Genomic DNA, 21,373 nt, shown 5'->3' on the forward strand with positions numbered 1-21,373 from the left:
CGTGTAAATAGCACTATTGGGAGATATAGATGGACTATTGTAGCTCTGCTTTTTATGGCTACTGGTATTAAGTACATTGATAGGAACATACTTTCCTTTACCATGATCGATGATGGCTTTAGAAAAGCTATGCTTGGACTTTCCTCTGATGAAGAATTGACGGTCGGGTTAATAGATCGCTTTAAGATTCGAATGGGATATGTAGATGCAAGTTTTAAACTAGCCTATGCCATGGGGTTTGTTTTGATGGGGTATTTGATCGATAAGGTCAAGGTAAAGAAAGGTTACAGTCTGGCCATTATGATCTGGAGTATGGCAGGAATGGTTGTAGCATTGGTGAATAATTTTAGGGTACTAAGTATTGTCCGTTTTATATTTGGCTTTGGTGAGTCAGCCAACTTTCCTGCGGCAATCAAGACCATTGCCGAGTGGTTTCCCAAGAAAGAAAGGTCGTTTGCAACAGGCATTTATAATGCGGGTGCAAATGTAGGAATCATGGCGACTGCTCTATTGGTTCCCCAATTGATTATCCATTTGGGGTGGAGATGGTCTTTTTTGTGTACCGGGGTTTTAGGAATACTATTATTGGGGTGCTGGTGGTCAATTTATAAACCTCCGGCTGACCATCCAAAACTGGGAAGGAAAGAGTTGGACCATATTCAATCTGATGGGGAAGAGGTGCATGACCAAGTCAATGTGCCATGGAAAAGCCTTTTAAAGGAGCGCGGAGCTTGGGCCATAGCCGTGGGGAAGTTCCTTACAGATCCTATATGGTGGTTTTATTTGACATGGCTTCCTGATTTTTTTAACAGTAATGAAGCTTTGGATCAAAAATTGGATTTGACCGGACTTGCCTTGCCTTTTATATTTATTTATTTCACGTCTGATTTGGGGAGTGTATTCTTTGGGTGGCTTTCGGGCAAATTTATCCATTTGGGTTGGTCATTAAACAGGAGCAGAAAGACTACTTTGCTTATCTGTGCATTATTGGTAGTCCCTTTAATGTTAGCTGCCAAAGTATCCAATTTATATGTGGCCATGATTTTGATCGCACTGGCCGCCGCAGCTCATCAGGGTTGGTCAGCCAATATCTTAACTTTATCCTCGGATATTTTTCCCAAAAAGGTGGTAGGATCCGTAGTGGGATTGGCAGGAATGATCGGAGCAATTGGAGGAGCCATTTTTGCAGCGCTGGCGGGATTGATTTTGGTGCAATGGGGGTATTTGCCCATATTTATGATAGCATCTGTTTCTTATCTCTTGGCACTTGGAATCATTCATTTGCTTATTCCTAAAATTGGGGCCAATAGGGAGATAAGGAACGTTAACTGAAAAATCCCGGTCGAAAGGCCGGGATTTTCTTAGTGTTTATTTGCAGTTATTCTTACTTAAAGGCATCTGCTTTATGGTAAGCATTGATCAGGGCTTGTTCACCCTCTTTGCCGGGGGCTGCATTGCCGTGCTCCATTCCGCATATGCCCTGGAAGCCTTTGTTGTCTATCCACTTGAAGACATTCTGATAATTGATCTCCCCGGTGCCGGGTTCTTTTCTGCCCGGGTTGTCACCGATTTGAATATAGGCGATTTCATCCCAACAGAGTTCCATGTTTTTGATCAGGTCTCCTTCATTCCGCTGCATATGGTAGATGTCATAAAGGATTTTTACTGCGGGGCTTTGTACTGCTTTACAGATCATATAAGCTTGGTTGGAGTGTCTTAGGTACAGGTCAGGGTTATCGCTGAGCGGTTCCATGACCATGGTCAGTCCGTGTGCCTCCAGCACCTCTGCACCTCTGCGGTAAGCATCGATGACATTGGAAGTCTGTTGATCCAGAGGCAGCCTCCTTTCAAAATAGCCCGGTACCACGGTCATCCACTTGGCATTGACGATTTTGGCCAACTCGGCTGCCTTTTCACATTCTTTGACAAAGGCGTCTTTGTACTCTTCCTTTCCAGTGGTCAAGGCTACTTTCCAGTTGAATCCCGGATCAATAACAAATACTCCCATGGTCATGCCGTTTTTTTCCAAGGCAGCGCCAATGCGCTTTTGGTCTTCCAGGGATCTTTTCATCAGACCATTGTCTTCCAATGCGGGGAAGCCCTGTTCGGCCATGAAGTTGATCTGGTCGACATAATCATCCCCCGCATGGTTTTTAAACATGCCGAAATGAGGTGCGTATTTGAGGTTGAAGGCTCTTTTGGGGTTGGTTTGGGCCATGTTTTTGGCTAAAGAGGTTCCTCCGGAAAGGGTCGCCAAGGCTCCGCCCAGGGCTGCATTTTTCAGAAAATTCCTTCTAGGGTTGATGAGGTTTTTCATTTTTCAAAATGTAGTTATCACAGAATAATTAATGGTTATTGTTGGATTTTGTCAACTTAACAAAAGCCGTCTAATATAGGAATGAAAGTAACTATTGCCAAAGGAAATGAAAGGTTAATTGGTGGTTTTTTCGACAAACGGCCAGCGGGGATTACCAAAGGAATATCCAATTAATGGGACAACTTTTGTCATTTTCTTTGATTTACCAGGGAGAATAAAGCAGATGGGTTCAAAAAGTGCTACATTTAAATAAGCAGCATAAAACATGATAGGTTCATGAACAGGATAGACCGGCTTACGGCGATATTGACCCATTTACAAAGTAAAAGATTGGTAAAGGCCCAACAGATTGCAGACCGTTTTGACATCAGTTTGCGGACGGTATACCGGGACATCCGGGCCTTGGAAGAGGCTGGTGTTCCCATCATCGGGGAAGCAGGTTCGGGTTATTCCCTCGTGGAAGGTTACCGGTTGCCACCGGTCATGTTTACCCAAGAGGAAGCGATGGCATTTGTATTGGCAGAAAAGATGGTGGAGAAGATGACTGATAGAGAAAGTGCCGCAAGTTTTAAGGAAGCGATGTACAAGATCCGGTCGGTACTGAAAAGTGGGGAAAAGGACATTTATGATCAGGTGGAGTCCTTGATTGCAGTAAGAAAGCGGCCCAATAGTCTTCAGGAGGCCAATAGGCCCAAAACCATCCCCAGCATCCTGACAGGTGTTGCCAAGAAGGAGGTCTTGAAGATGGAGTACAGCAAAGCAGGAAGTGAAAGTTCGACCAGAGAAGTAGAACCTGTTGGGATCTATTATTACTTTGACCAGTGGTATATGATAGCGTATTGTAGGTTGAGGAAAGCTTATCGAACGTTTAGAATAGATAGGATAGGGGAAATCTGTGCAACCGGGATTCACTTCAGGGATAAACACCCCACTTTACATACCTATCTGAAGGAGTTGGAAAACAAAAATGAGCTGACCAAAATAGTCATCCAAGTGGATAAGGAGGTGGTTCCTTATCTCGGTCAGGATAAATACGACTATGGGTTGGTCTATCAATCGGAAGTGGATGATGAAAATAAAGTGGAAATGACGTTTATGCTGCCTTATGAAGATGATTTCCTTAGGTGGTATTTTATGTTTGCAGAATACGCCGACATCATTTCGCCAGAGGAGATGAAGGAGAAAGCCATGATCAAGCTTAAAGAAAAGCTTAAAAGACTGAAAAAAAATGTACAGCTGCTGACATAGGGTTGACAGTGGGGAAGATTTAATTTGTCCTGGATAATGTCGAAAAAGCACAAAAGACATCCGTGAGATGTTCAGAGGGGCTTTTCTCCGGGAAATTGTAGCGCTTTTTGGGCTTTAGCCGTAGGGAAAGCAGTGGCTTTGGGTGCAATTCTGGAGAAAGATTGTGAAATAGGCTATCTGTAAGATAAGTTCAATTAGAAATGAATTATTTGGAGACTCCTAACTCGATTTAAATAATGGTTTTGGTATTTAAAACTTCGGTAGAAAATGAGGCTGAGATCAACAAAGTAGCCCCTATATTGGACAGGCTTTTGGAGGGGGAGGGATCATGGAATTTTGACTTGGAAGATTGTGACAGAATCCTAAGGGTAGTTACTGAGGAAAGGAGGGTGGAAGACATCACCCTGGCAGTGGAAGGATCCGGCTATTTTTGCGAGGAGCTGGGGGATTAAAATAAACTTCTAATAGTTACTGATGAATCCTTTATTGGTTTCAGAATCTCATAGTTATTATCAATTCTTATTTATTTGGATTAAATCTAAATAGATGTATTTTTGTGTTGTTAAGTTATTGAAGAAAGCAATTAGGGGCTAAAAGTTGGATACAAAGCAGCTAATTAGCCGGTGGGGATCGAGCTTTTTTCATCACTTATTCGCTCTTATATATGATACACGAAGGTATTTTTATTGATTGTCTCTTAATTTTTTTAGAGTTGTTTTTGATGCCCCGGGCTTAGTCCCGGGGATCATAACGCTTAAGGGTATTCGGGATGATTGGAGATTACTGCTGACTGAGGGAAGGGAAACCGATATACGGAAAAGGAATTAGCTAAAGGTAACTTGATTTGACATATGTTTTCGCGGAAAAGGTGGGGCCATTGGCTCCATCTTTTTTCTATTTGCGCTCTTCAATAAATGTTCTGAATACCAGTTCCAGTTGATAAGTGAAGGCATGAAAAAACGATTGAGGGATAAATCTACAAGCAGGAAAAGACACGGAGAAGAAAAGTATAAGGCATCTTCTTACAGCTGTTTTCTGAACTGTTCGGGAGTCATTCCAGTGTTCTTTTTGAAGAACCGGATAAAATAGGAGTGGTCCATAAAGCCTAATTCCGCGGCAAGTTCACCAATGGTCAATTCCGAATGGGTCAATAGCCTTTTGGCTTCCAATACCAATCTTTCCCTGACGATTTCAGTAAAGGCCGACTTTTGGGTCCTTTTGCAAAGGTCGCTAAGCTGTCGCTGGCTAAGCTTCATTTTTTCAGCGTAAAAACTGACAGGTTGGTGTTCGGTCAGGTGCTTCTCTATCAGTCTTTCCAACTTTTGCATGGCAGCCTGGTCGGGTGAGCCGTTTACCTTCACCTGATCTGCCTCAAGGTAATTGCGGTGAAGTTGGATCAGTAGACTGTCGGTATGGTTTCTTATCAGGTCATTTTTCATCCATGACTCCTCCAGACAGGCATCCTTTATGGATTTGAAACCTTTTTCGATGGAAATAGCTTCCTGCTCATTCAGCTGCATAAAGGGCGGGTTTCTGGAAGAATTGAAAAAGGAATAGGTCCAGAGTTTTTTAGGGGAGAAATATTCCACATAAAAGGCTTTACTGAAAAACAATATGTGACCTTCACTGTCCTTGGAAAGCTCCCAACAGTGCACTTGCCCGGGGCTTAAAAAGAAAACACTTCCAGGGCCTACGGTGTAGGTGGTGAAATCAATGGTATGGCTTCCCGTTCCCTGGGTAAGAAGCAAAACAATATAGAAGTCATGCTTGTGGGGCTGTTGGATGAACTGGTGTTTGACAAGGTGCCGGGAGAACTTTGAGTAATAAAAATCCAATTCCCTGGTCTTGGCATCGTCAAAATCCTGAATTCTGTAAACGGGAAGTGGGCTTTTTTCCATATTGAGTACAATCTTTTAGGTAGGCTAAATTAGTAAATCACCTGATAATATGATCAAGCCTTTAGGCAATTGGGATTAATTCTATCTTGTTACCTTGATCTAGTAAGAAGGAAAGCTCAAAGCTACCTGAAAGATACAGTCCAAAAAAGACATTAGGTGATATGAAAACCTCTCCGGTTTTTCTTTTGTTTCAATAGAAATTAGACGACTTGATCACCCGATTTCCCAATAACTTAATCACCTAATCCCCAGCTTCGAGGATGGTTCGGAATGTCAGGCTGATTCGAGGTCTGTTGACTTTTTTAGTTGGAGGAAGACGGTGAAGCCAGTTTTTTTGGCAACCTTCGCGCATCAGCAGCAAACTCCCGTTTTCGAGTATTAAGTCCACCTTTTGTTTGGTTTTTTTATGCTTAAAAGAAAATTTTCTTTCTGCTCCAAAACTCAGGGAGGTGACGATGGGATCATCCCCCAGCATCTTTTCCCCATCGCTGTGCCAGGCCATTCCCTCATTGCCATCGTGATAGAGGTTGAGCAGGCATGAGTTAAAACTATTCCCGGATATTTGTTCAACCCATGTTTTTAATTGCTTAAGCTCATCTGTCCAGGGCAATGCCCGCTTGGTGGTGTTGGAGTAGGTGTATTCAAATGCCCTGTCCCCATACCAAGCTACTTTTCTTTTGGTGGTATAATGCTTTCCATAGATCACTGCCTCATCATGCCTCCATTCTATGTTTTCCATTAGTTGATCAAAAAAATACTGGGATCGTTCTTCATTCAGTATTTTCCCGTAATAATGGACCACGCCATCAAAAGGGAGTAGGTTTTGCAGTCTGTCTTGTTTAAAAAGATCCATGTGTAGAAGTACGGAGTTTGAAGTGGGAAGTTTGAAGTACGAAGTAGGAAGTTTGAAGTACGAAGTGCGAACATTCCCCTCTACCAAATACTCAATACTCCATACTCAATACTTAAGACTATATATTGTGCTTAATGTCCAGCGTCTTTGTAAGCCGCTTCCCACCCAATCATTGCTTTTTTTCGGGTAGGCCCCCACATATAACCTCCAATCAGGCCACTCGACTGGATCACCCTGTGGCAGGGAATCAGAAAGGCTACGGGATTGCTGCCGATGGCCGTCCCAACTGCCCTGGAAGCCTTTGGCTTTTTGATGTGATGGGCAATATGACCATAGGTAGTGAGCTTTCCCATTGGGATTTTGAGCAGGCATTCCCATACTTTTAACTGGAAATCAGTCCCTTTTAAATGCAACTTCACCTGGTCCAGCTGGTTCCAATCCCGGTCAAAAATCCTCACCGCATTTATATGAAACTGATCGCACTTTTGACAAAATGCCGCTTTAGGAAACTGAGCCTGAAGTAGGAGCAAGGCTTCTTCTCTATTCTCGGCAAAGGCCAGATGGCAGATGCCTTTTGCTGTGGATGCGACTATGATGTCCCCAAAGTGGGTGGTGAAAAACTGATAGTTGATGGAAAGGAGAGCTCCACCATTTTTGTACTCCCCCGGGGTCATTCCCTCAATGTTTATAAATAGATCATGAAGCCTTCCGGTACCCGAAAGCCCACTTTCCAAGTTGGCTTCCATTAAGCTGCTGCCTGCATTACTGAGTACCTTTTTGGCATGGCCAATGCTGATGTATTGGAGGAATTTCTTTGGACTCACTCCTGCCCATTCAGAAAATACCCTTTGGAAATGATAAGGGCTCAGGCTTGTTACCTCGGCTACTTCCTCCAGCTTGGGTTGTTTTTGGAAATTTTCCTGAAGATATTTGATGGCCTGTTCCACCCGTCGGTAAGTGATCTCATCCTGACTGTTCATCGGCATCCTATTTTTTCGTTTTGTAAAAGTAGGAAGGAAGCTTTAAAGTTTCCACCCGAAACTTGCGGTAGTGAAGGAGGCCATCCTCCCCACCACTTTGCCAAGCTTGCATCGGTCAATATGCTCTTCAAATGACTTATTCATAAAGGGATGTTCTTATGAGCAAAGCATGGATAGAGGCTATACAGCAGGGATGAAAGAAAAAAAGCAGACAGTTTTCATCCTTATGTTCAACTGCCTGCTCTATAAAAGCGGTTAATTTAATTTAGCGAATGCTAAGATCTTAACCATAAACTTCCTCAAAGAATTCACTCAGGGCTTGTGTTTTTCTACCAAGAATTTTTCGAGGTCTCTGGAGGTATGATCAAATTCACCCTTGGAAATGCCCTGCCCAAACATGGAAAGCATTCCTACAATTTCAGCGGGCAATCCAAGTGATTTCAGGGTACTTTCAAAAGTGCTTATATCAGGAGAGGTGTATTTCACTTCAACACCAGCTGTTTTGCCAATTAATTTACTGACGGTTTTGAAATCCACTGTTTCGCTTCCGTTGAATTCGTAGATTTCGTTTTTATGAATTTCGGGCTTAGCTAGCATGTTGGCCGCTGCTTCAGCCAGGTCTTTTCTGGGAACAAAGTTGACTTTACCCTCCCCGGTAGGCAAATAGATGGATCGGGTTTCCATCAACTTATTTTTGTCACCAACAAATAGGGGGATGACCTCTGCATAAAGGTTATGACGCAAGATGGTATAGTCCAATCCAGATTGTAGGAGGGCTTCCTCTGTTAATTTATGGCTATTTACTACCGGGAACAAAGGGCTATCGGCAGCTTCATCTTTTCGGACGGCGCTGGTGTAAAGGATGTGTTTGACCCCTTTTTTAAGGGACGCTTGAATGATGTTGTTATGTTGTTCCAATCGGGAGCCAAGATCATTTCCAGAGACCAAATAAAGCACTTCTATTCCTGCAAGGGCTTTTTCCAAACTATCAACATCATTATAGTCTCCTGTTCGGATATCAATTCCTTGTAGGGTAAATTTTTGAGCAATTTCATGTTCCGTATTCCTGACTAAAACTGCGATATCCTTCGGAGCAACCTTCTCAGCGAGGTAATTTACCACCAAACTCCCAAGGCTTCCTGTAGCGCCGGTAATCAATGTCTTTTTCATAGTAAGCTTCATTTGTTACTAATGTATATTTAGTTACTTTTGGTAAGTAAAGGTAAAAGGCATTCTACTATTGATCAAGAACTTACGGGGAAGTAAGGCTGTTACCTGAAAGTAATTGATGTTGATAATCAGTGTTTTATGATGGAAGAAAATTTAAAAAAATATACAAATGGGGAAAATTGTCCCGTCAGAAACATCTTGGACAGGTTCGGTGACAAATGGTCCATTTTAGTACTTTTATTATTAGGTGAAAGCGAAAAACTCCGCTTCAGTGAACTCCAAAAATGCATAGGAAGTATATCACAAAAGATGCTAACGGTGACACTCAAGAAATTAGAGGAGGATGGGCTGGTCAATCGAACTGTTTATCCGCAAGTCCCTCCGAAAGTGGAATATGAACTGACCGATTTGGGAAAAAGTTTATTGCCCAACATCCGGAATTTGGTCCAATGGGCCAATGATAATATGGCGGAGATTTGGGCCCATAGAAGGGGAGAGAACTAATCGAAAAATAGTGGACTAGTTGGGCGGATTTCTTTTCCTTAGGTAGGTGATTTTGGCGCTTTCAGGAGACTTTTAGAGTAAAAAAAATGATTGCTGAATACGGTTTAATGCATTGAAAATCAGTAAATTTGATATGAGTAATTCTAATCCTTTCTGGTTTGGGGCGGTAGGATATTAGGGATCAGAGTGGACTTCAATAGTATACATTGATTTCAACCAAACCTAAAATAACATGGAAAAGCAATTGAGATTTATTCTACCAGTTTTTTCGATGCTGATTCTTTTGGTTCAATGTAGTGAAAAGAAAATGGAGGGGACATCCACAGATTTGGATCCCGGGTTAGTATCACAAGATTTTAATGGGTTTGAAAGTCAAATAAAGCTAGGAGAACACCTTGTTTTGGTAGGTGGCTGTAATGATTGCCATACGCCCAAGAAAATGACTCCTAATGGGCCTGTCCTGGATTCGGCGCTTTGGTTGTCGGGACATCCCGCCCAAATGCCGGGTATAGAGGTTGACCGACAAGCGATGGAAGCCAAAGGGCTGGTGGTCACTTGGGATTTGACCGAATGGGTTGGTCCTTGGGGAGTGTCTTATTCTGCCAATCTTACACCCCATGAATCCGGAATCGGCAACTGGAAGGAAGAGCAGTTGTTCAAGGTTTTTAGGGAAGGAAAATATAGAGGGTTGGATGGAACCAGAAACATATTGCCTCCAATGCCTTGGGAGATGTACCAACACTATACCGATGAGGAAATCAAAGCGATTTTCAGTTATCTTAAAAGTATTAAACCAGTGGACAATGCTGTGCCCGCTCCGCTTCCTCCAGCCAGTGCCGGTAAGTGAGGTGAACATGAAATAGACGATAGAAAATCAACGTTAAGGCCTACAAGCGTGAGAGAAGGTGTTAGAATTGATGTCTAATGGTGCCTTTGCGGATATCCATATGGCATAAACCAGGAAGCCAGTTTTCCTAAATCCCTAAAGTCATTGAATGTTTTACCTTGTGGTAGATTAAGGTGGCTTTGATACAGGCCTTTAATTCTTCTTTTGGAACTTTCTGGTCCATATGGAAGATAATGGCCCGGTTACCTTCGTACTGAAATTTATTGCCGAAAACCAGCCTAAAAGTGTCCACCAGTCTGCTGGTGCATTGGAAATAAAGTGCGTATTGGTCAGGTAGTTTGGGTTTCCAGTCCATTCTTAGGGTACTGCCATTTTTCGTTAAGAAACTTGGCTCGCCCCATTTTAAAGTTTCTTCCAGCACATCCACCTCAGCAGTTTCATCCGCGGTTTCCAGCACCAATTGCCTTAGGTTGTACATTTTATCCCTGACAAAATCAGGGTAAGCGGCAAACACCTGTTCTATCTTGGGATTGGTTTTGATTTCCAGCATACTGATTAGTTATCATGAAGTTGCATAGCCCAAACTGATCAGAAAAAGCCTGATAGGTACTCTATGGACAAGTAGATGATAATTCGATGAGGTTTATTCAATTTATTTCCTGCTTCCAAGCAGGGGGATTGAATCTGCCTTTCTCCTCAAAAAGTTAGGCATTTTTTTTCTGATACTTGACAAAAATATGGATCCAGATAGATCGGCTGAGACGATAGGTAATGGGAAGCAGGACAATCACCAAGCTAAGAATGACGGCCAGCATATAATCGATGGAAACTTCTTCCATCAGCAGGGCCATGCTTATCCAGGTACAGATGAACAGGGCAGTATTCAGGGCATAGCTGATAAACATCGCTCCAAAATAAAAGCCAGGTTCTGGATTGAAGGATTGGCCACATTCAGGGCACTGGGGCTGCATCTGGGAAAACTTTTTGGGATGGTAAAGTGTCCCTGACTGGAACATCTTGCCTTTATGGCATCGGGGGCAGGTACAGTTGAGGGTGCTGATAATTTTGGAAGCGGTAGTAGACATCTTCGCTTTACTTTTTGTTTCCTGCAAAATTAAGCTAAAAAGTGTTCCTTTAATAGGACGGATTTGACATTGTGTAGGATAAAGTGTCTAATGGTTGAAAAAGGTGGAATGATAGCTTTTTCAGAGATTGGCATTGAGGCCCCTCCATTCGACATTGTTCCATCCCTATTGTTTTATTAACGCAAGCCAGCTGCGGCTTGACTTTACCTGCCTCGACCAGACAGTATAGGAGGTCGGAGGCCTCAAAATCGCCAGCTTAAAGCGTTTTTTTATAAAATCTATTGCACTGGTATTTTCATAGAAAAAAGTTATTTAAAATCATTCTAAATAATTTAGATGTTAAGCAAATGAGGTATAGCTTTGCGTTTAATTAAAATTAATCTAAATAAGAAAAATGAAAAGAATATTACTTTTAATGTTTTTTGTAAGTCTAGGACAGGCCTTATTGGCCCAGACTACAGGGACGATAAGTGGTTTTGTACAGGATGAGGCGGGGAATGCTGTTCCCTATGCTTCAGTGCTTCTCAGGGGGACTTCTTATGGGGCGGCTACCGGAGAGGATGGAAAGTATGAATTTTCAGCTCCAGCAGGGGTTTATACATTGGATATCTCTGCAGTAGGCTTTATTGCCCACCACAGAAAGGTGTCGGTAAAGGCTGGACAGCTTAGCCAAATAGAAGAGATAGCGTTGAAAGAGGATGAGGCGGAGCTTAGGGAAGTGATCGTGACCGGTCAAAGAAGCGAATACAAAGTGGATCAGCCTTCTGAAAGTCTGCGTTTGAACGTGCCACTGATCGAGACTCCTCAAAATATCCAGGTGATCACCGGAGAACTGCTCAGCGACCAACAGGTGATTGATATGAGCGATGGGGTGTTGAGAAACGTCAGTGGAGCAAGCCGTTTGGAGCACTGGGGCAATATGTATGCAAGGGTGAACATGAGAGGTTCCCGTGCAGGAGCTTTTAGAAACGGGATGAACGTGACCTCGAACTGGGGGCCTTTGAATGAGGATATGAGCTTTGTGTCCCATATTGAATTTGTCAAAGGGCCGGCCGGTTTTATGATGTCCAATGGTGAGCCAAGCGGTATTTACAATGTGGTAACCAAAAAGCCAACCGGCGAGACCAAGGGGGCAGTGAATTTGACCATGGGCAGTTTTGACCTGTACAGGGGTACTTTGGACTTGGATGGTAAGCTTAGTCAGGACGGCAAACTTCTTTACCGATTGAACCTGATGGGGCAGACGCAGAACTCCTTCCAGGACTATACCTTTACCAACCGCTACAGCATTGCACCGGTGCTGAGCTACCAGCTGGATGAGAAGACCAAACTGACTTTGGAGTATGCCTATCAGCATGTGAAAATGTCCAACGTGGGCTCTGCTTATGTTTTCTCCTCCAAAGGATACGGTATTTATGATCAAAGTTTTACCATTGCCGAACCGGGACTTGATCCCACCAAAGTGGATGACCACAGTGTGATGGCCAATCTCCAGCATGAGATCAATGACCGCTGGAAGGTCACCGGCCAATTGGCCTACTTTAACTATAACCAAGTGGGCAGCTCAATGTGGCTTAGGGGAATAGATGAAAGTGACAGTTTGGTGAGGTATGCGAGCATTTGGGATGCCATCAATGAAAGCGCCTATGGACAGGTTTTTGTAAATGGAGAAGTGAAGACCGGTGCCGTAAACCACCGTATTTTGGCCGGACTGGACATGGGAACCAAGGAATACCTGGCGGATTGGAGTCAAAGCCATGATTTAGATTCGTTAAATGGAGGCCAATTTGTGATGGACAATCCATCGTACGGTACCCCCGTAAACGGTTTGCCGCAGTTTGATAGAAGCAAGAGCCTGAAGCAAAGGGCCAATACCACGGCCATTACCCAATCCTATTCCGGGTTTTATGTTCAGGATGAACTGGGCTTCTTTGACAACGACCTAAGGTTAACCCTGGCTGGTAGGTATACTTACGTTTCCCAAAATTCTTATGGAACCACCTTGGAAGAGAGTCAGGTGACACCTAGAGTGGGACTGAGCTATTCCTTTGACAGCCAGACTTCTGCTTATGCATTGTTTGATCAGTCCTTTGTACCCCAGACGGGCGTGTTGAGAGGAGGAGGAAAGCCAAAGCCGATTACCGGAAACAATCTTGAGTTTGGGTTGAAAAGGGACTTTTTCGATGGCAGATGGAGTACTGGAATTTCTGCCTATAGAATCCTGAAAAACAACCAGCTGGTGCCGGACCAGCAGGATCCCAATGACCCTACAGATGTAGGCCAGTATTCGGTTCAGCTGGGCCAGACCAGAACACAGGGAATTGAATTTGATGCCAGAGGGGAACTGCTTCCCGGTTTGGTGTTGGTCGCCAACTACGCTTATACCAATTCAGAGATTTCGAAGGATACCCGGGAAGATAATATTGGTACGGTGGTGCCAGGGTTTGCCAAGCACCTGGCCAATGGCTGGTTGTCCTATAAGGTGAAAAATGGCGGGCTGAAAGGCTTTGGGGTTTCCGCAGGATTTACCTATCAGGGGGACAGAAGTACTTGGAGATGGTCGGCCGATACCCAAAGAGCTCTTCCGGACTACTTCCGGATGGATGGCGGTTTGTCCTGGGAAAACAACAACCTGGTCGTAAGGGCCAATGTCTTCAATATTCTGGACAAATACCTCTACTCCGGTTCGGCTTATGCCACCTATTACTACTATCAAGCAGAGGCCCCAAGAAATGCCCGTTTGAGTGTAGGGTTTAAGTTTTAACAGGCGCTGGGTTTAAGAAATAGTCCCTATATGGAGACCGATTAACACGGATAAGATTTTGGAAACTGTTGAGGAATGACAATCACCAACTGCTTATCCGTGTTGATTTTAACTCTTCCTGGTGCTGGAAAATGAATAGCTCATCTTGGATGGATGCCTGTGAATATACAGGAGAAACAGAAAACAAATGTCATCTGCCAAAAGGGGAAGAAGAGGAGTGAACTGACGGTTTTTCAAGCGGAAAAAGAGCGGCAGCAGCTTTGGCTGGGCTTGGTTTCAGACATCATGGTATTCATAGTGAGTGTTACAGGCTGTAGTTATGTATTTGAACACGAGATCAGGGATTAAGAGCTTCAGGGGAAGTTTTGGCCCTTAAAAATATAAAGTCCTGTGAAATGGAAAGGTAGCGCAATCTTGGAGAATTAAAATTTTCTGAAAATCCTTTTCCATCACAGGCACAAATTGATTTTTTACCAACATTAATTGAGCATGAACTACTGCAAAACAGAAGTGATCTTCCAAAAGGAAGGGTTTATTTTGACCAGGTGTGAACACTGTGGGAGGATAGGGATGATGTATGAACAGTGTATGCTGAGTTTCAGTCAGGTGGACTTTAGGGGCTTTTGCCGCTATATGGATGATCTGTCATTTGACAGTGATTTCAGTCCTTTCTACGATGGTGTGGACAGGATTATTATAGAGACATTTCACATGGACATCCAATTTACCCTAATGGAGGAAGAGTTTTACAGGCTCAAAGGCTTTTTGCAAGAGGCGCGAATGCAGTTACAAATAGAAAAATTATTAAAAAACTAAAAAGTAAGATAGAAATGAAAACAAAGTTCGGTGTATTGTTTATTGTGGCATTACTAATGAATATAAATGCCGTAATGGCTCATGCTCTGTGGATTGAAACAAGCCTAGTGGGCAAAAAGGGCAAGGAGCAACAGGTAAAGGTTTACTATGGAGAATATGAAGCAGGAGTGGTAGAAAAGGTGGGGGATTGGTACTCTGATGTTCAGGATTTTGAGCTGTGGCTAATCGATCCAGATGGCAATAAAACAGTTTTGGCTACCCAAGTTGGGGAAGATCACTTTACCGCCAGTTTCACACCTGAATCAGACGGGGTATACCGTCTACAGATTGGCCACTCGGCCAAAGACCTGGGCGGGGAATACCTTTATCAGTTCAATACGGCAACCCAGGTATGGGTAGGAAAAGCACAGGAAGCAGATTTGAAAGGTGCCCAAACGGATCTGGCATTGCTTTTGTCTGATCCCGTGAAGAAAAAACAGCAGGAAGCCTTGTCTTTTAAGACTTATTTCAAAGGGCAGCCCAAAGCTGGGGTAAGTGTAGCTGTGGTCAGCCCGGAAGGATGGTCAAAGAGCTATGAATCTGACGAAAACGGAGCGGTGGTCATCGATACCCCTTGGAAAGGGCAATACCTGATTGAAGCCACTTATACCGAAGAAACCAAAGGAGAGCACCATGGAGCCGCCTATAATTTTATCTGGCGCTGTGCCACCCAAAGCATTGTAAGATAGGTTTGTAAATTTTTTAACTGACTGACAGCAACCCCACTGGTAAGCCATAAGGGCTTACGAGTGGGGATTTTTTATGGGTTTCAGGAAATAGGGACCAGGCTGAAAAGTGGGGTGAACTCGATTGACACTGAGGGATAAAAGTCCAAGTGGAGAAAACCACAAAGGTAACAAAGGTTTCACAGGAGGGCACAAAGTGGGTTTAAGCTGTTCAATATTATTCAAGCTGGTCGGAATTTGTAATTCCGACTTTTTATTTTGTCATCACTCTTCCTGTTGTGCCTTCCCGCACTTTTGCGCGGTGCCGTAGCTCAGCTGGCGGGACAGCGGTGCGCGTGTTGCCTCTACGTTGTACCTAGGGATAAGGGATTTAAACCTGACAGGTTTAGTGACCAGAAAGTTCCTAATAAGACTTTATGGGAGGTAAAAACCAGACAGGTTTTATTTTCTATGTAACGCCGATCCGCCGTTGCGGAGGGTACCATTGAATTTGAGTTTGCCTGATCTAAGCAGGCTTAAGACTCAGTTTTAGTAGCCCCGCGCCTGTGCGTCTTGGCGTAGCACAACCGGGAACTCTCTAAAATGAAGGTCTTTCCGAATTTTCAATTCGAAAAGACCTTCTGTATTTTATAAAAAGAAAGTGTCTACCAAAAAAAGATGATTTAATTCAGCTGCTCCATCATCAAGGCCTTCAATTCGGCATTGCTCATGTAGAGCTTGTTTCGGACTACCTTGCCTTCTTTATTGACCAGTACATAGTGGGGAATTCCCGAAATCTGGAATTTTTGGGAAAGGACATTCCACTCATCTGGGGAAACACGGAAGTGTTCGCCCTTGATGCTGGGGATGCGCAGTTCCCATGTTTTTTCAGGGGAAGTATGGTTGGTGATATAGACAAAGACCACATCCTCCTCTTTTATTTCCTCCTTGAGCGGGGCGATTTTGCTCATGCCGGCAATGCAGGGCCCACACCAGGTAGCCCAGAAGTCCACATAGACCACCTTCCCTTTGAATTTGGCCATCATGGCATCAAAAAGCTGGTCCGCTTCTGTTTTCGGCGTTTCGTTTACATGATAGCCTTTTGCGGTTTTGTTTTCTTCTTCAATGGCCGCTATTTTATCTTTCAGCTGTTGATTGGCTTCCAATAGGTAATCGGCAATAAATTGATTTTTGAAAAGACCCGGTATCTCCGCTTCTTGTTCTGGAGTATAAGGATGATAGGCTGATTCCAAGGTATTGTGTTTGTCTTGTGAAAGCATGATATCGGCTACGATTCCGGGCTTTATATTGAGCTGCTTTTCCAGTTTTTGAGCATACTTTTTCTTATTGGACTCATCAATAATTTCCTGTACGATCTCTTGGTTGGCAGAAAATAGAGGGGTAAGTAATTCTTTTGAAGACTCAGGGACATTATTTATCTCTTGAAATGACTTTGCTACAGAAATTAGGACCAGGGCAGCGCGTTGTTCTTTTGTAATAGAGATTCCCCTTTTGTCTAACTCATTTTCAAGATTTTTGAGGGGGTTTTTAAAATCTGAATTGCGGATAATATCCGCAAACTTGATGCGGTTGATCAGGATATCGAAGTCACTGGAAACCAGGTTCAGGGGATTGTTGAGATCGCTGTCGGTTAAAAAGGCTAAAAACTCACGGTCCAAATTGGCTCTTTCCAAAGGAATTTCACGCTGGTCCCGGGCTACCTTGTGCTGGGAGCGATAGGCACTTTCCCTGTTCATATTATAAGACAGGACATTGGTGTATGCCCTGAATGTAATGGATTTTTCTTTGATAAACCGGGCCTTTTCCGACACTTTATGTTCCTTTAGGTAAGCTTTAAGGGCAGCCATGTCCTTGTCCATGATATCAAAGCAATAAGCCTTAAAATCCTCGATGTCAATATCCAGGATTTTGGCATTCATGTCATTATAATTGAAATGGCGGATCTTTCCCATACCCAAAAGGTCGGTATTTACCTTGGCATTGTCACCCATAAAAAGAGCCTTTGGGATTTCCTTTTCACCATCAGAGGGTGCCGGGGATGAGCCCAGATCAATGAACTGGAAGGTGGTTTTGCCCGGTTCGAAATGGATGGATTGGAACTTGCCCAGTAATCTGATATAGGCCTGTTCGGGATAGATCATGGGGAATTTGGCATGGAAGCTACCGTCCGCATCGATGTGGATGATATAGCTTTCTTGGTTCTGGGTCAGGACATTGTCCAAATGGAGTAGGCCTGTTTTGCCCATTTTGGGATGGTAGCCTTTGATATAACCCTCGTAGCTCGCACTGTCCCGATGGAAGATGGGCGCTTTGAAAAAGTCATCATGGGCAAGCTGGTAATCGGGGTTTTCAGTGAGCAGCTGGCTATAGGTAAGCAGTTCATTAGGAGCATGGCCTATCAGCATCAGCCCATTTTTGCCTTCTTTATAGAAAAGAGAGTGGTTTTCTTTTTCTGATTGATAAATGATTTCCCCTTTTTTCTTTTTGGCTTTTACTTCTACAACGGTATGGACTTTTCTGTCCAGGATCAGTTTGTCCTTGTCGAAGCCATATACCCATTCATTGCTTCCGTCGGTGCTCAGCCAGTTGCCCAAAAGATTATCTGGCAGGGGAGAGTTAGAAAGGGCTTTGTCGGTCAGCTGAATATCAAAGATTTTCCATTCCTCTTCCAGAAAGTCGATTTTTTCGGTTCCTTTTTCAAGTGGGGGAAAGTACAGGGTATATTGATGAACCCCGGAATCGTCCATAAAATGCCTTTCGTTTAAGGTGATCCCCTCGGCTTTTTTCACATACAGGGATGCTCCACCATCGCTGTTCTGAATATGTGTTCCCGTTGAACTGACGTTGATCCAATTGCCCGGAGGATAGTTTACCTTAAAATGGAGGACCGTGGTGCTGTCCCGTATTTCCAATTTGGTAACTTTTACATTAGGTGTATTGGTTGCCTTAAATGATGGGTTTTCGATGATCCTGTTTTGTGAAAAAGCGACAAAATAACTCAGTAAAAAAAGCAATAATGTCAAAAATGAATTCTTCATGATTAAAATAGATGGTATGGTTTTATAAAAGAAAAGAACAAGATAATAAAACAAACCTGTAGTTCAATTAAATAATTAGTTGGATTGTTGAGAAAAGATTTCGGATGTCAGGTTGTCCCTTCAGCTGAGTGTTATAGCCAGAGGGGAGATTTAAACCTGACAGGTTTCTTTGCCAGAAAGGCCCTGTAAGAACCTCATGGGATGTAAAAACCTGTCAGGTTTTAATGGTTTAACAAATTGGTTTAGCTTTGAAAGCTCAATCAAATTGATACGGTGTTCTAAAGTTCAAGCCTGATTACTACTATATAATCCATGTGCTGTGTCGAGGGTTGCTCCCTGATACGTTAGAAGTTGAGCCTTTTTTCTATAGGGGATGAGGAGTAATGTACCCATTTATCTTATACTGCCGTTTATAACTTCGAAAGTTGTAACCTCGTTCAGTTGATCAACCCCCTGTTATCCTGCGAAGGAATCCTTCTCCTTCGTCTCCAACTATTACATCATTAACTGATATTGCAGGAACTGTTCCAGAAAATTCAATCTTATATATCCCATTTTCTATTTCAGGCTCCGTGCTTAGCAGCTCGGAATTTTCAGAGGAAATTACCACTGTGTTTTCTTTTACAAATTCAGATTTTGTTTGATCATCATCAATATCCTTTCCCCTGTCCTCCTTTTCCGGATCAAGACAGGCTGAAAGGACCAGAAAAAGGAATAACCACCAATTCCTGAATAGGTACGGGGTGTTTTTTATGGGTCCCATGACTTTTGGGGTTTAGCATAAAGTGGTAGCGGAAACCAACAAATTTTCCGCTACCAAGGTGAAATTTTTATTATGCAACAGCCTCTTGCGGTACTTCACAATAAGCTGCAAATCCAGTTTTAATAATGAGTGCAAAAACTGAGGTAACAATAAATAAGAGAACCGGATTTAATGCGGCCAGGCCGAGAGCTGTCATTACCAAGGGAATACCTGTTTTTAAATAGTCCTTTAAAGTACCCTCTCCTTTAAGCAAGGCTTGGATATTTGGGTCATTGCAAATGACGGTTCTTAATTTTTCTTTGATTCTTTTCCATAATTTTCGTCCTTCTCTTTTGGCACCTTCTGGAGCCATAGAAGCAGTATCAGCTACGAAATTAAGGGATTTGATTAGGCTGAACTTTTCCAGGTTTTGATCGAACATTTTAGGAGTTATTATTTCTGTAGTACTAGAAGTAGAAACAGTTAGTCCAATGTCATGCAAGGCATTTCCTATCAATTCAAAAAGCTCATTCTCACTTTTGGATTCGCTGATCTCGTTGATTTCCATTGCCATTTTCTCATAATCTTGTTCGGTAAGCTGTGTTAGATAGTACATTTTTTTGGGGAGTAATGTTTTGATTAGTAATTTTTCTAAAACGATAGGTATGTCCCTCCATCTCTTGTGCGTAATGATGGGTGGGACTTACTTAAACCAGCCTCTGTACTGGTACAGCTGACAAATCAATAATAGTCAGATGCATTAGTTTCAAGCCAGTTTAATTTTTAACCAAAATCAAACTGTCCATATAGTGGTCCGAATCTACCCAATAATAAAAATCTTCCCGATCTATGCTTTTTGTTAGATTATAGGCGGGAGGATACCAGAAACTATGTTTTAAAACCAGTTTATTGTTTTGTTTATCAAACGATTGGATCCAATAATGAGTCTTTGCATCTAGTTCATCAAATTCAGAATAATTATCTGTGTTGGTCATATAGGTTGAAATTGGAATCCCCTTATCACTTCTTCCATTTTGAAAGTCTATAATATCAACCGAATGTAAATAGTAAGGTTTGGTGAAATACTCATTGATGTACCATTTCATGGCCCAAACCCCTTTTAACTCGTATCCTTTATCACAAGCTAATACATTATTCCCTTGAGCATTAAAACAGGAATCAATTACCGCTTCTGATAAGGCCCAGTCTTTGGCAAAAATTGTAGTGTTTAATCCATTGGATACTAAGTCAAAAAAGCCAAGGTACTTGGATAAGGCAGAGAAGAAGTTTTTAGGAGTTTGTCCTTTCCAGCACTCATATCCATTTTCAATTAAACCTACTGTGGTCTTATAAATTGTAAATAAAACTGTTCCTGCACCAATCTCAGGGTTGTATTGATAGTCAATATATTCTTTTACCATTGAGCTTGCTGTCTTTCTAATGGAAGAGATACAGTCGTCCGGTAGCATATCTAATGGTGAAAAAGTGGATAATACATTGATAGAGAATAAATACAAATTTTCATAAAAAGCTTCATCGTGTTCCATGCTTCCGTCACTGAAACCGGGTTTACCTGTTCTGAATTTAAAGGTATATTCCCCATCTTCTTTCATTTCATAGGTTTTGTCATTTGGATTTTCATAGGTTCCTCCAGTTCCCATTAATATATCCACAAGGGAATTGGGGACTATTTTAACCCCTTCAACCAAAATCTTATCAACTAAATTTTGGTTTTTATAAACACCTATTACCGTTGAATAGGATTCTCCTTTATTATTGAAAATGAAATTTCTTCCACTCCGAAACATGTTGACCGGTAGTTCTGGACTTGGGGCCAAAATCCGTTGATTGAAGGATTCAGTCAATATATTAAATGCATCAATCAATGGAATATTGGTAGAATTGAATAGGGAATTACCTTCCAGAATAGAATTTTCTATCTCACTTTCGAATAATTTGAATTTTTCATCTTCCAGAATTTGCTTGATAAATTCATTTTTGCCTTGGTCAGAAATGCTGAGAAGTGCCGGGCTCATCATAAGCATACCTAAAGCAGTTGTGCGAACAGTGATATTGCCATCCGGATTTTCTGGGTAATTATAGCCCATCATAACCACTTCATCATTTTGGTTCATTGCAAACAAAGCAGTGTATTGTTCTTGGTTGTTTATAATGAAATCTGTCTCTATGGCTTCTACTTCATCGTTAATTGCGAGAACTGTGATACCCTGGTTTTTTAGTTTGCTATTTACTGGTAACATTATTTTTCCATGGTATTTACCTTCTGGGATTTCAGTATCAGGCTGATCATCAATATCCTTTCCTTGATCCTCCTTTTCTGGATCAAGACAGGCTGAAAGGGCCACTAGGAAAAGGAATAACCACC

Annotated in this window: 20 protein-coding genes; 9 read left to right on the forward strand and 11 right to left on the reverse strand. The window is 42.5% G+C overall.

Annotation, left to right across the window (positions count from 1 at the left end):
• The first annotated feature begins 54 nt into the window (after positions 1–54).
• Entirely contained in the window at positions 55–1,332 is a 1,278-nt protein-coding gene (locus ACYVAA_RS14545) for an MFS transporter (protein ID WP_460542957.1), read from the forward strand.
• Between the two features lie 52 nt (positions 1,333–1,384).
• Here ACYVAA_RS14545 and ACYVAA_RS14550 read toward each other — a convergent pair whose 3' ends face one another.
• Positions 1,385–2,317 carry a hydroxypyruvate isomerase family protein gene (locus ACYVAA_RS14550; RefSeq protein WP_460542959.1) on the reverse strand — a complete coding sequence of 311 codons (933 nt, stop codon included), beginning with the start codon at positions 2,315–2,317 and terminating at the stop codon, positions 1,385–1,387.
• A gap of 276 nt (positions 2,318–2,593) precedes the next feature.
• Here ACYVAA_RS14550 and ACYVAA_RS14555 point away from each other — a divergent pair, with 276 nt between their 5' ends.
• The gene (locus tag ACYVAA_RS14555; protein WP_460542961.1) at positions 2,594–3,565 is read left to right on the forward strand and encodes a helix-turn-helix transcriptional regulator; all 972 of its coding nucleotides are present in this window, start codon (positions 2,594–2,596) and stop codon (positions 3,563–3,565) included.
• A 236-nt stretch (positions 3,566–3,801) separates the two neighbouring features.
• Entirely contained in the window at positions 3,802–4,017 is a 216-nt protein-coding gene (locus ACYVAA_RS14560; RefSeq protein WP_460542963.1) for a hypothetical protein, read from the forward strand.
• A gap of 570 nt (positions 4,018–4,587) precedes the next feature.
• On the opposite strand, the gene ACYVAA_RS14565 is transcribed toward ACYVAA_RS14560, so the two are convergent.
• The 4 genes from ACYVAA_RS14565 to ACYVAA_RS14580 form a co-directional block, all read right to left on the reverse strand.
• Positions 4,588–5,463 (reverse strand): AraC family transcriptional regulator, encoded by an 876-nt coding sequence (locus tag ACYVAA_RS14565; protein ID WP_460542965.1) that lies wholly within the window; start codon positions 5,461–5,463, stop codon positions 4,588–4,590.
• Between the two features lie 241 nt (positions 5,464–5,704).
• The gene (locus tag ACYVAA_RS14570) at positions 5,705–6,316 is read right to left on the reverse strand and encodes an alpha-ketoglutarate-dependent dioxygenase AlkB family protein (RefSeq protein ID WP_460542968.1); all 612 of its coding nucleotides are present in this window, start codon (positions 6,314–6,316) and stop codon (positions 5,705–5,707) included.
• Between the two features lie 131 nt (positions 6,317–6,447).
• Positions 6,448–7,296: a methylated-DNA--[protein]-cysteine S-methyltransferase gene (locus ACYVAA_RS14575; RefSeq protein ID WP_460542970.1), complete on the reverse strand. Its 849-nt coding sequence runs from the start codon at positions 7,294–7,296 to the stop codon at positions 6,448–6,450.
• A 312-nt stretch (positions 7,297–7,608) separates the two neighbouring features.
• Positions 7,609–8,466, reverse strand: a complete 858-nt coding sequence (locus ACYVAA_RS14580) for an SDR family oxidoreductase (RefSeq protein ID WP_460542972.1) — start codon at positions 8,464–8,466, stop codon at positions 7,609–7,611.
• Positions 8,467–8,604: 138 nt separating this feature from the next.
• Here ACYVAA_RS14580 and ACYVAA_RS14585 point away from each other — a divergent pair, with 138 nt between their 5' ends.
• Both ACYVAA_RS14585 and ACYVAA_RS14590 read left to right on the forward strand, forming a co-directional pair.
• On the forward strand, positions 8,605–8,970 hold the full coding sequence (locus tag ACYVAA_RS14585; RefSeq protein ID WP_460542974.1) for a winged helix-turn-helix transcriptional regulator: 366 nt from the start codon (positions 8,605–8,607) through the stop codon (positions 8,968–8,970).
• A 232-nt stretch (positions 8,971–9,202) separates the two neighbouring features.
• Complete coding sequence (locus ACYVAA_RS14590) at positions 9,203–9,817, forward strand: diheme cytochrome c-553 (protein ID WP_460542976.1); 615 nt, start codon at positions 9,203–9,205, stop codon at positions 9,815–9,817.
• A gap of 127 nt (positions 9,818–9,944) precedes the next feature.
• Here ACYVAA_RS14590 and ACYVAA_RS14595 read toward each other — a convergent pair whose 3' ends face one another.
• Together ACYVAA_RS14595 and ACYVAA_RS14600 are read right to left on the reverse strand one after the other, a co-directional pair.
• The gene (locus ACYVAA_RS14595) at positions 9,945–10,367 is read right to left on the reverse strand and encodes a DUF1801 domain-containing protein (protein WP_460542978.1); all 423 of its coding nucleotides are present in this window, start codon (positions 10,365–10,367) and stop codon (positions 9,945–9,947) included.
• 154 nt (positions 10,368–10,521) lie between these two features.
• Entirely contained in the window at positions 10,522–10,902 is a 381-nt protein-coding gene (locus ACYVAA_RS14600) for a DUF983 domain-containing protein (RefSeq protein ID WP_460542980.1), read from the reverse strand.
• Positions 10,903–11,296: 394 nt separating this feature from the next.
• Between ACYVAA_RS14600 and ACYVAA_RS14605 the strand changes: the two genes are divergently transcribed.
• From ACYVAA_RS14605 to ACYVAA_RS14620, 4 genes are all read left to right on the forward strand, one after another.
• Complete coding sequence (locus ACYVAA_RS14605) at positions 11,297–13,666, forward strand: TonB-dependent siderophore receptor (RefSeq protein WP_460542982.1); 2,370 nt, start codon at positions 11,297–11,299, stop codon at positions 13,664–13,666.
• A gap of 153 nt (positions 13,667–13,819) precedes the next feature.
• Entirely contained in the window at positions 13,820–14,014 is a 195-nt protein-coding gene (locus ACYVAA_RS14610; RefSeq protein ID WP_460542984.1) for a hypothetical protein, read from the forward strand.
• Between the two features lie 141 nt (positions 14,015–14,155).
• Complete coding sequence (locus ACYVAA_RS14615; RefSeq protein ID WP_460542987.1) at positions 14,156–14,482, forward strand: DUF6686 family protein; 327 nt, start codon at positions 14,156–14,158, stop codon at positions 14,480–14,482.
• Between the two features lie 14 nt (positions 14,483–14,496).
• Complete coding sequence (locus ACYVAA_RS14620; protein ID WP_460542989.1) at positions 14,497–15,210, forward strand: DUF4198 domain-containing protein; 714 nt, start codon at positions 14,497–14,499, stop codon at positions 15,208–15,210.
• A 659-nt stretch (positions 15,211–15,869) separates the two neighbouring features.
• Here the strand turns inward: ACYVAA_RS14620 and ACYVAA_RS14625 are convergent.
• The 4 genes from ACYVAA_RS14625 to ACYVAA_RS14640 form a co-directional block, all read right to left on the reverse strand.
• Positions 15,870–18,245, reverse strand: coding sequence for a thioredoxin-like domain-containing protein (locus tag ACYVAA_RS14625; protein WP_460542991.1), 2,376 nt, complete (start codon positions 18,243–18,245; stop codon positions 15,870–15,872).
• Between the two features lie 445 nt (positions 18,246–18,690).
• Entirely contained in the window at positions 18,691–19,008 is a 318-nt protein-coding gene (locus tag ACYVAA_RS14630; RefSeq protein WP_460542994.1) for a hypothetical protein, read from the reverse strand.
• Between the two features lie 70 nt (positions 19,009–19,078).
• On the reverse strand, positions 19,079–19,603 hold the full coding sequence (locus ACYVAA_RS14635; protein WP_460542997.1) for a hypothetical protein: 525 nt from the start codon (positions 19,601–19,603) through the stop codon (positions 19,079–19,081).
• Positions 19,604–19,763: 160 nt separating this feature from the next.
• Positions 19,764–21,373 (reverse strand): hypothetical protein (locus tag ACYVAA_RS14640; RefSeq protein ID WP_460542999.1); only part of this gene is annotated, 1,610 nt, incomplete at its 5' end.

Source organism: Echinicola sediminis (assembly GCF_054777495.1).

Excerpts from the sequence above, each read along its gene's own strand:
- ACYVAA_RS14570 (WP_460542968.1), bottom strand. The coding sequence starts at position 6,316 with ATGGATCTTTTTAAACAAGACAGACTGCAAAACCTACTCCCTTTTGAT.
- ACYVAA_RS14600 (WP_460542980.1), bottom strand. The coding sequence starts at position 10,902 with ATGTCTACTACCGCTTCCAAAATTATCAGCACCCTCAACTGTACCTGC.
- ACYVAA_RS14560 (WP_460542963.1), top strand. The coding sequence starts at position 3,802 with ATGGTTTTGGTATTTAAAACTTCGGTAGAAAATGAGGCTGAGATCAAC.
- ACYVAA_RS14585 (WP_460542974.1), top strand. The coding sequence starts at position 8,605 with ATGATGGAAGAAAATTTAAAAAAATATACAAATGGGGAAAATTGTCCC.
- ACYVAA_RS14605 (WP_460542982.1), top strand. The coding sequence starts at position 11,297 with ATGAAAAGAATATTACTTTTAATGTTTTTTGTAAGTCTAGGACAGGCC.
- ACYVAA_RS14555 (WP_460542961.1), top strand. The coding sequence starts at position 2,594 with ATGAACAGGATAGACCGGCTTACGGCGATATTGACCCATTTACAAAGT.
- ACYVAA_RS14630 (WP_460542994.1), bottom strand. The coding sequence starts at position 19,008 with ATGGGACCCATAAAAAACACCCCGTACCTATTCAGGAATTGGTGGTTA.
- ACYVAA_RS14580 (WP_460542972.1), bottom strand. The coding sequence starts at position 8,466 with ATGAAAAAGACATTGATTACCGGCGCTACAGGAAGCCTTGGGAGTTTG.
- ACYVAA_RS14565 (WP_460542965.1), bottom strand. The coding sequence starts at position 5,463 with ATGGAAAAAAGCCCACTTCCCGTTTACAGAATTCAGGATTTTGACGAT.
- ACYVAA_RS14635 (WP_460542997.1), bottom strand. The coding sequence starts at position 19,603 with ATGTACTATCTAACACAGCTTACCGAACAAGATTATGAGAAAATGGCA.
- ACYVAA_RS14595 (WP_460542978.1), bottom strand. The coding sequence starts at position 10,367 with ATGCTGGAAATCAAAACCAATCCCAAGATAGAACAGGTGTTTGCCGCT.
- ACYVAA_RS14620 (WP_460542989.1), top strand. The coding sequence starts at position 14,497 with ATGAAAACAAAGTTCGGTGTATTGTTTATTGTGGCATTACTAATGAAT.
- ACYVAA_RS14610 (WP_460542984.1), top strand. The coding sequence starts at position 13,820 with ATGCCTGTGAATATACAGGAGAAACAGAAAACAAATGTCATCTGCCAA.
- ACYVAA_RS14615 (WP_460542987.1), top strand. The coding sequence starts at position 14,156 with ATGAACTACTGCAAAACAGAAGTGATCTTCCAAAAGGAAGGGTTTATT.
- ACYVAA_RS14550 (WP_460542959.1), bottom strand. The coding sequence starts at position 2,317 with ATGAAAAACCTCATCAACCCTAGAAGGAATTTTCTGAAAAATGCAGCC.
- ACYVAA_RS14590 (WP_460542976.1), top strand. The coding sequence starts at position 9,203 with ATGGAAAAGCAATTGAGATTTATTCTACCAGTTTTTTCGATGCTGATT.
- ACYVAA_RS14575 (WP_460542970.1), bottom strand. The coding sequence starts at position 7,296 with ATGAACAGTCAGGATGAGATCACTTACCGACGGGTGGAACAGGCCATC.
- ACYVAA_RS14625 (WP_460542991.1), bottom strand. The coding sequence starts at position 18,245 with ATGAAGAATTCATTTTTGACATTATTGCTTTTTTTACTGAGTTATTTT.
- ACYVAA_RS14545 (WP_460542957.1), top strand. The coding sequence starts at position 55 with ATGGCTACTGGTATTAAGTACATTGATAGGAACATACTTTCCTTTACC.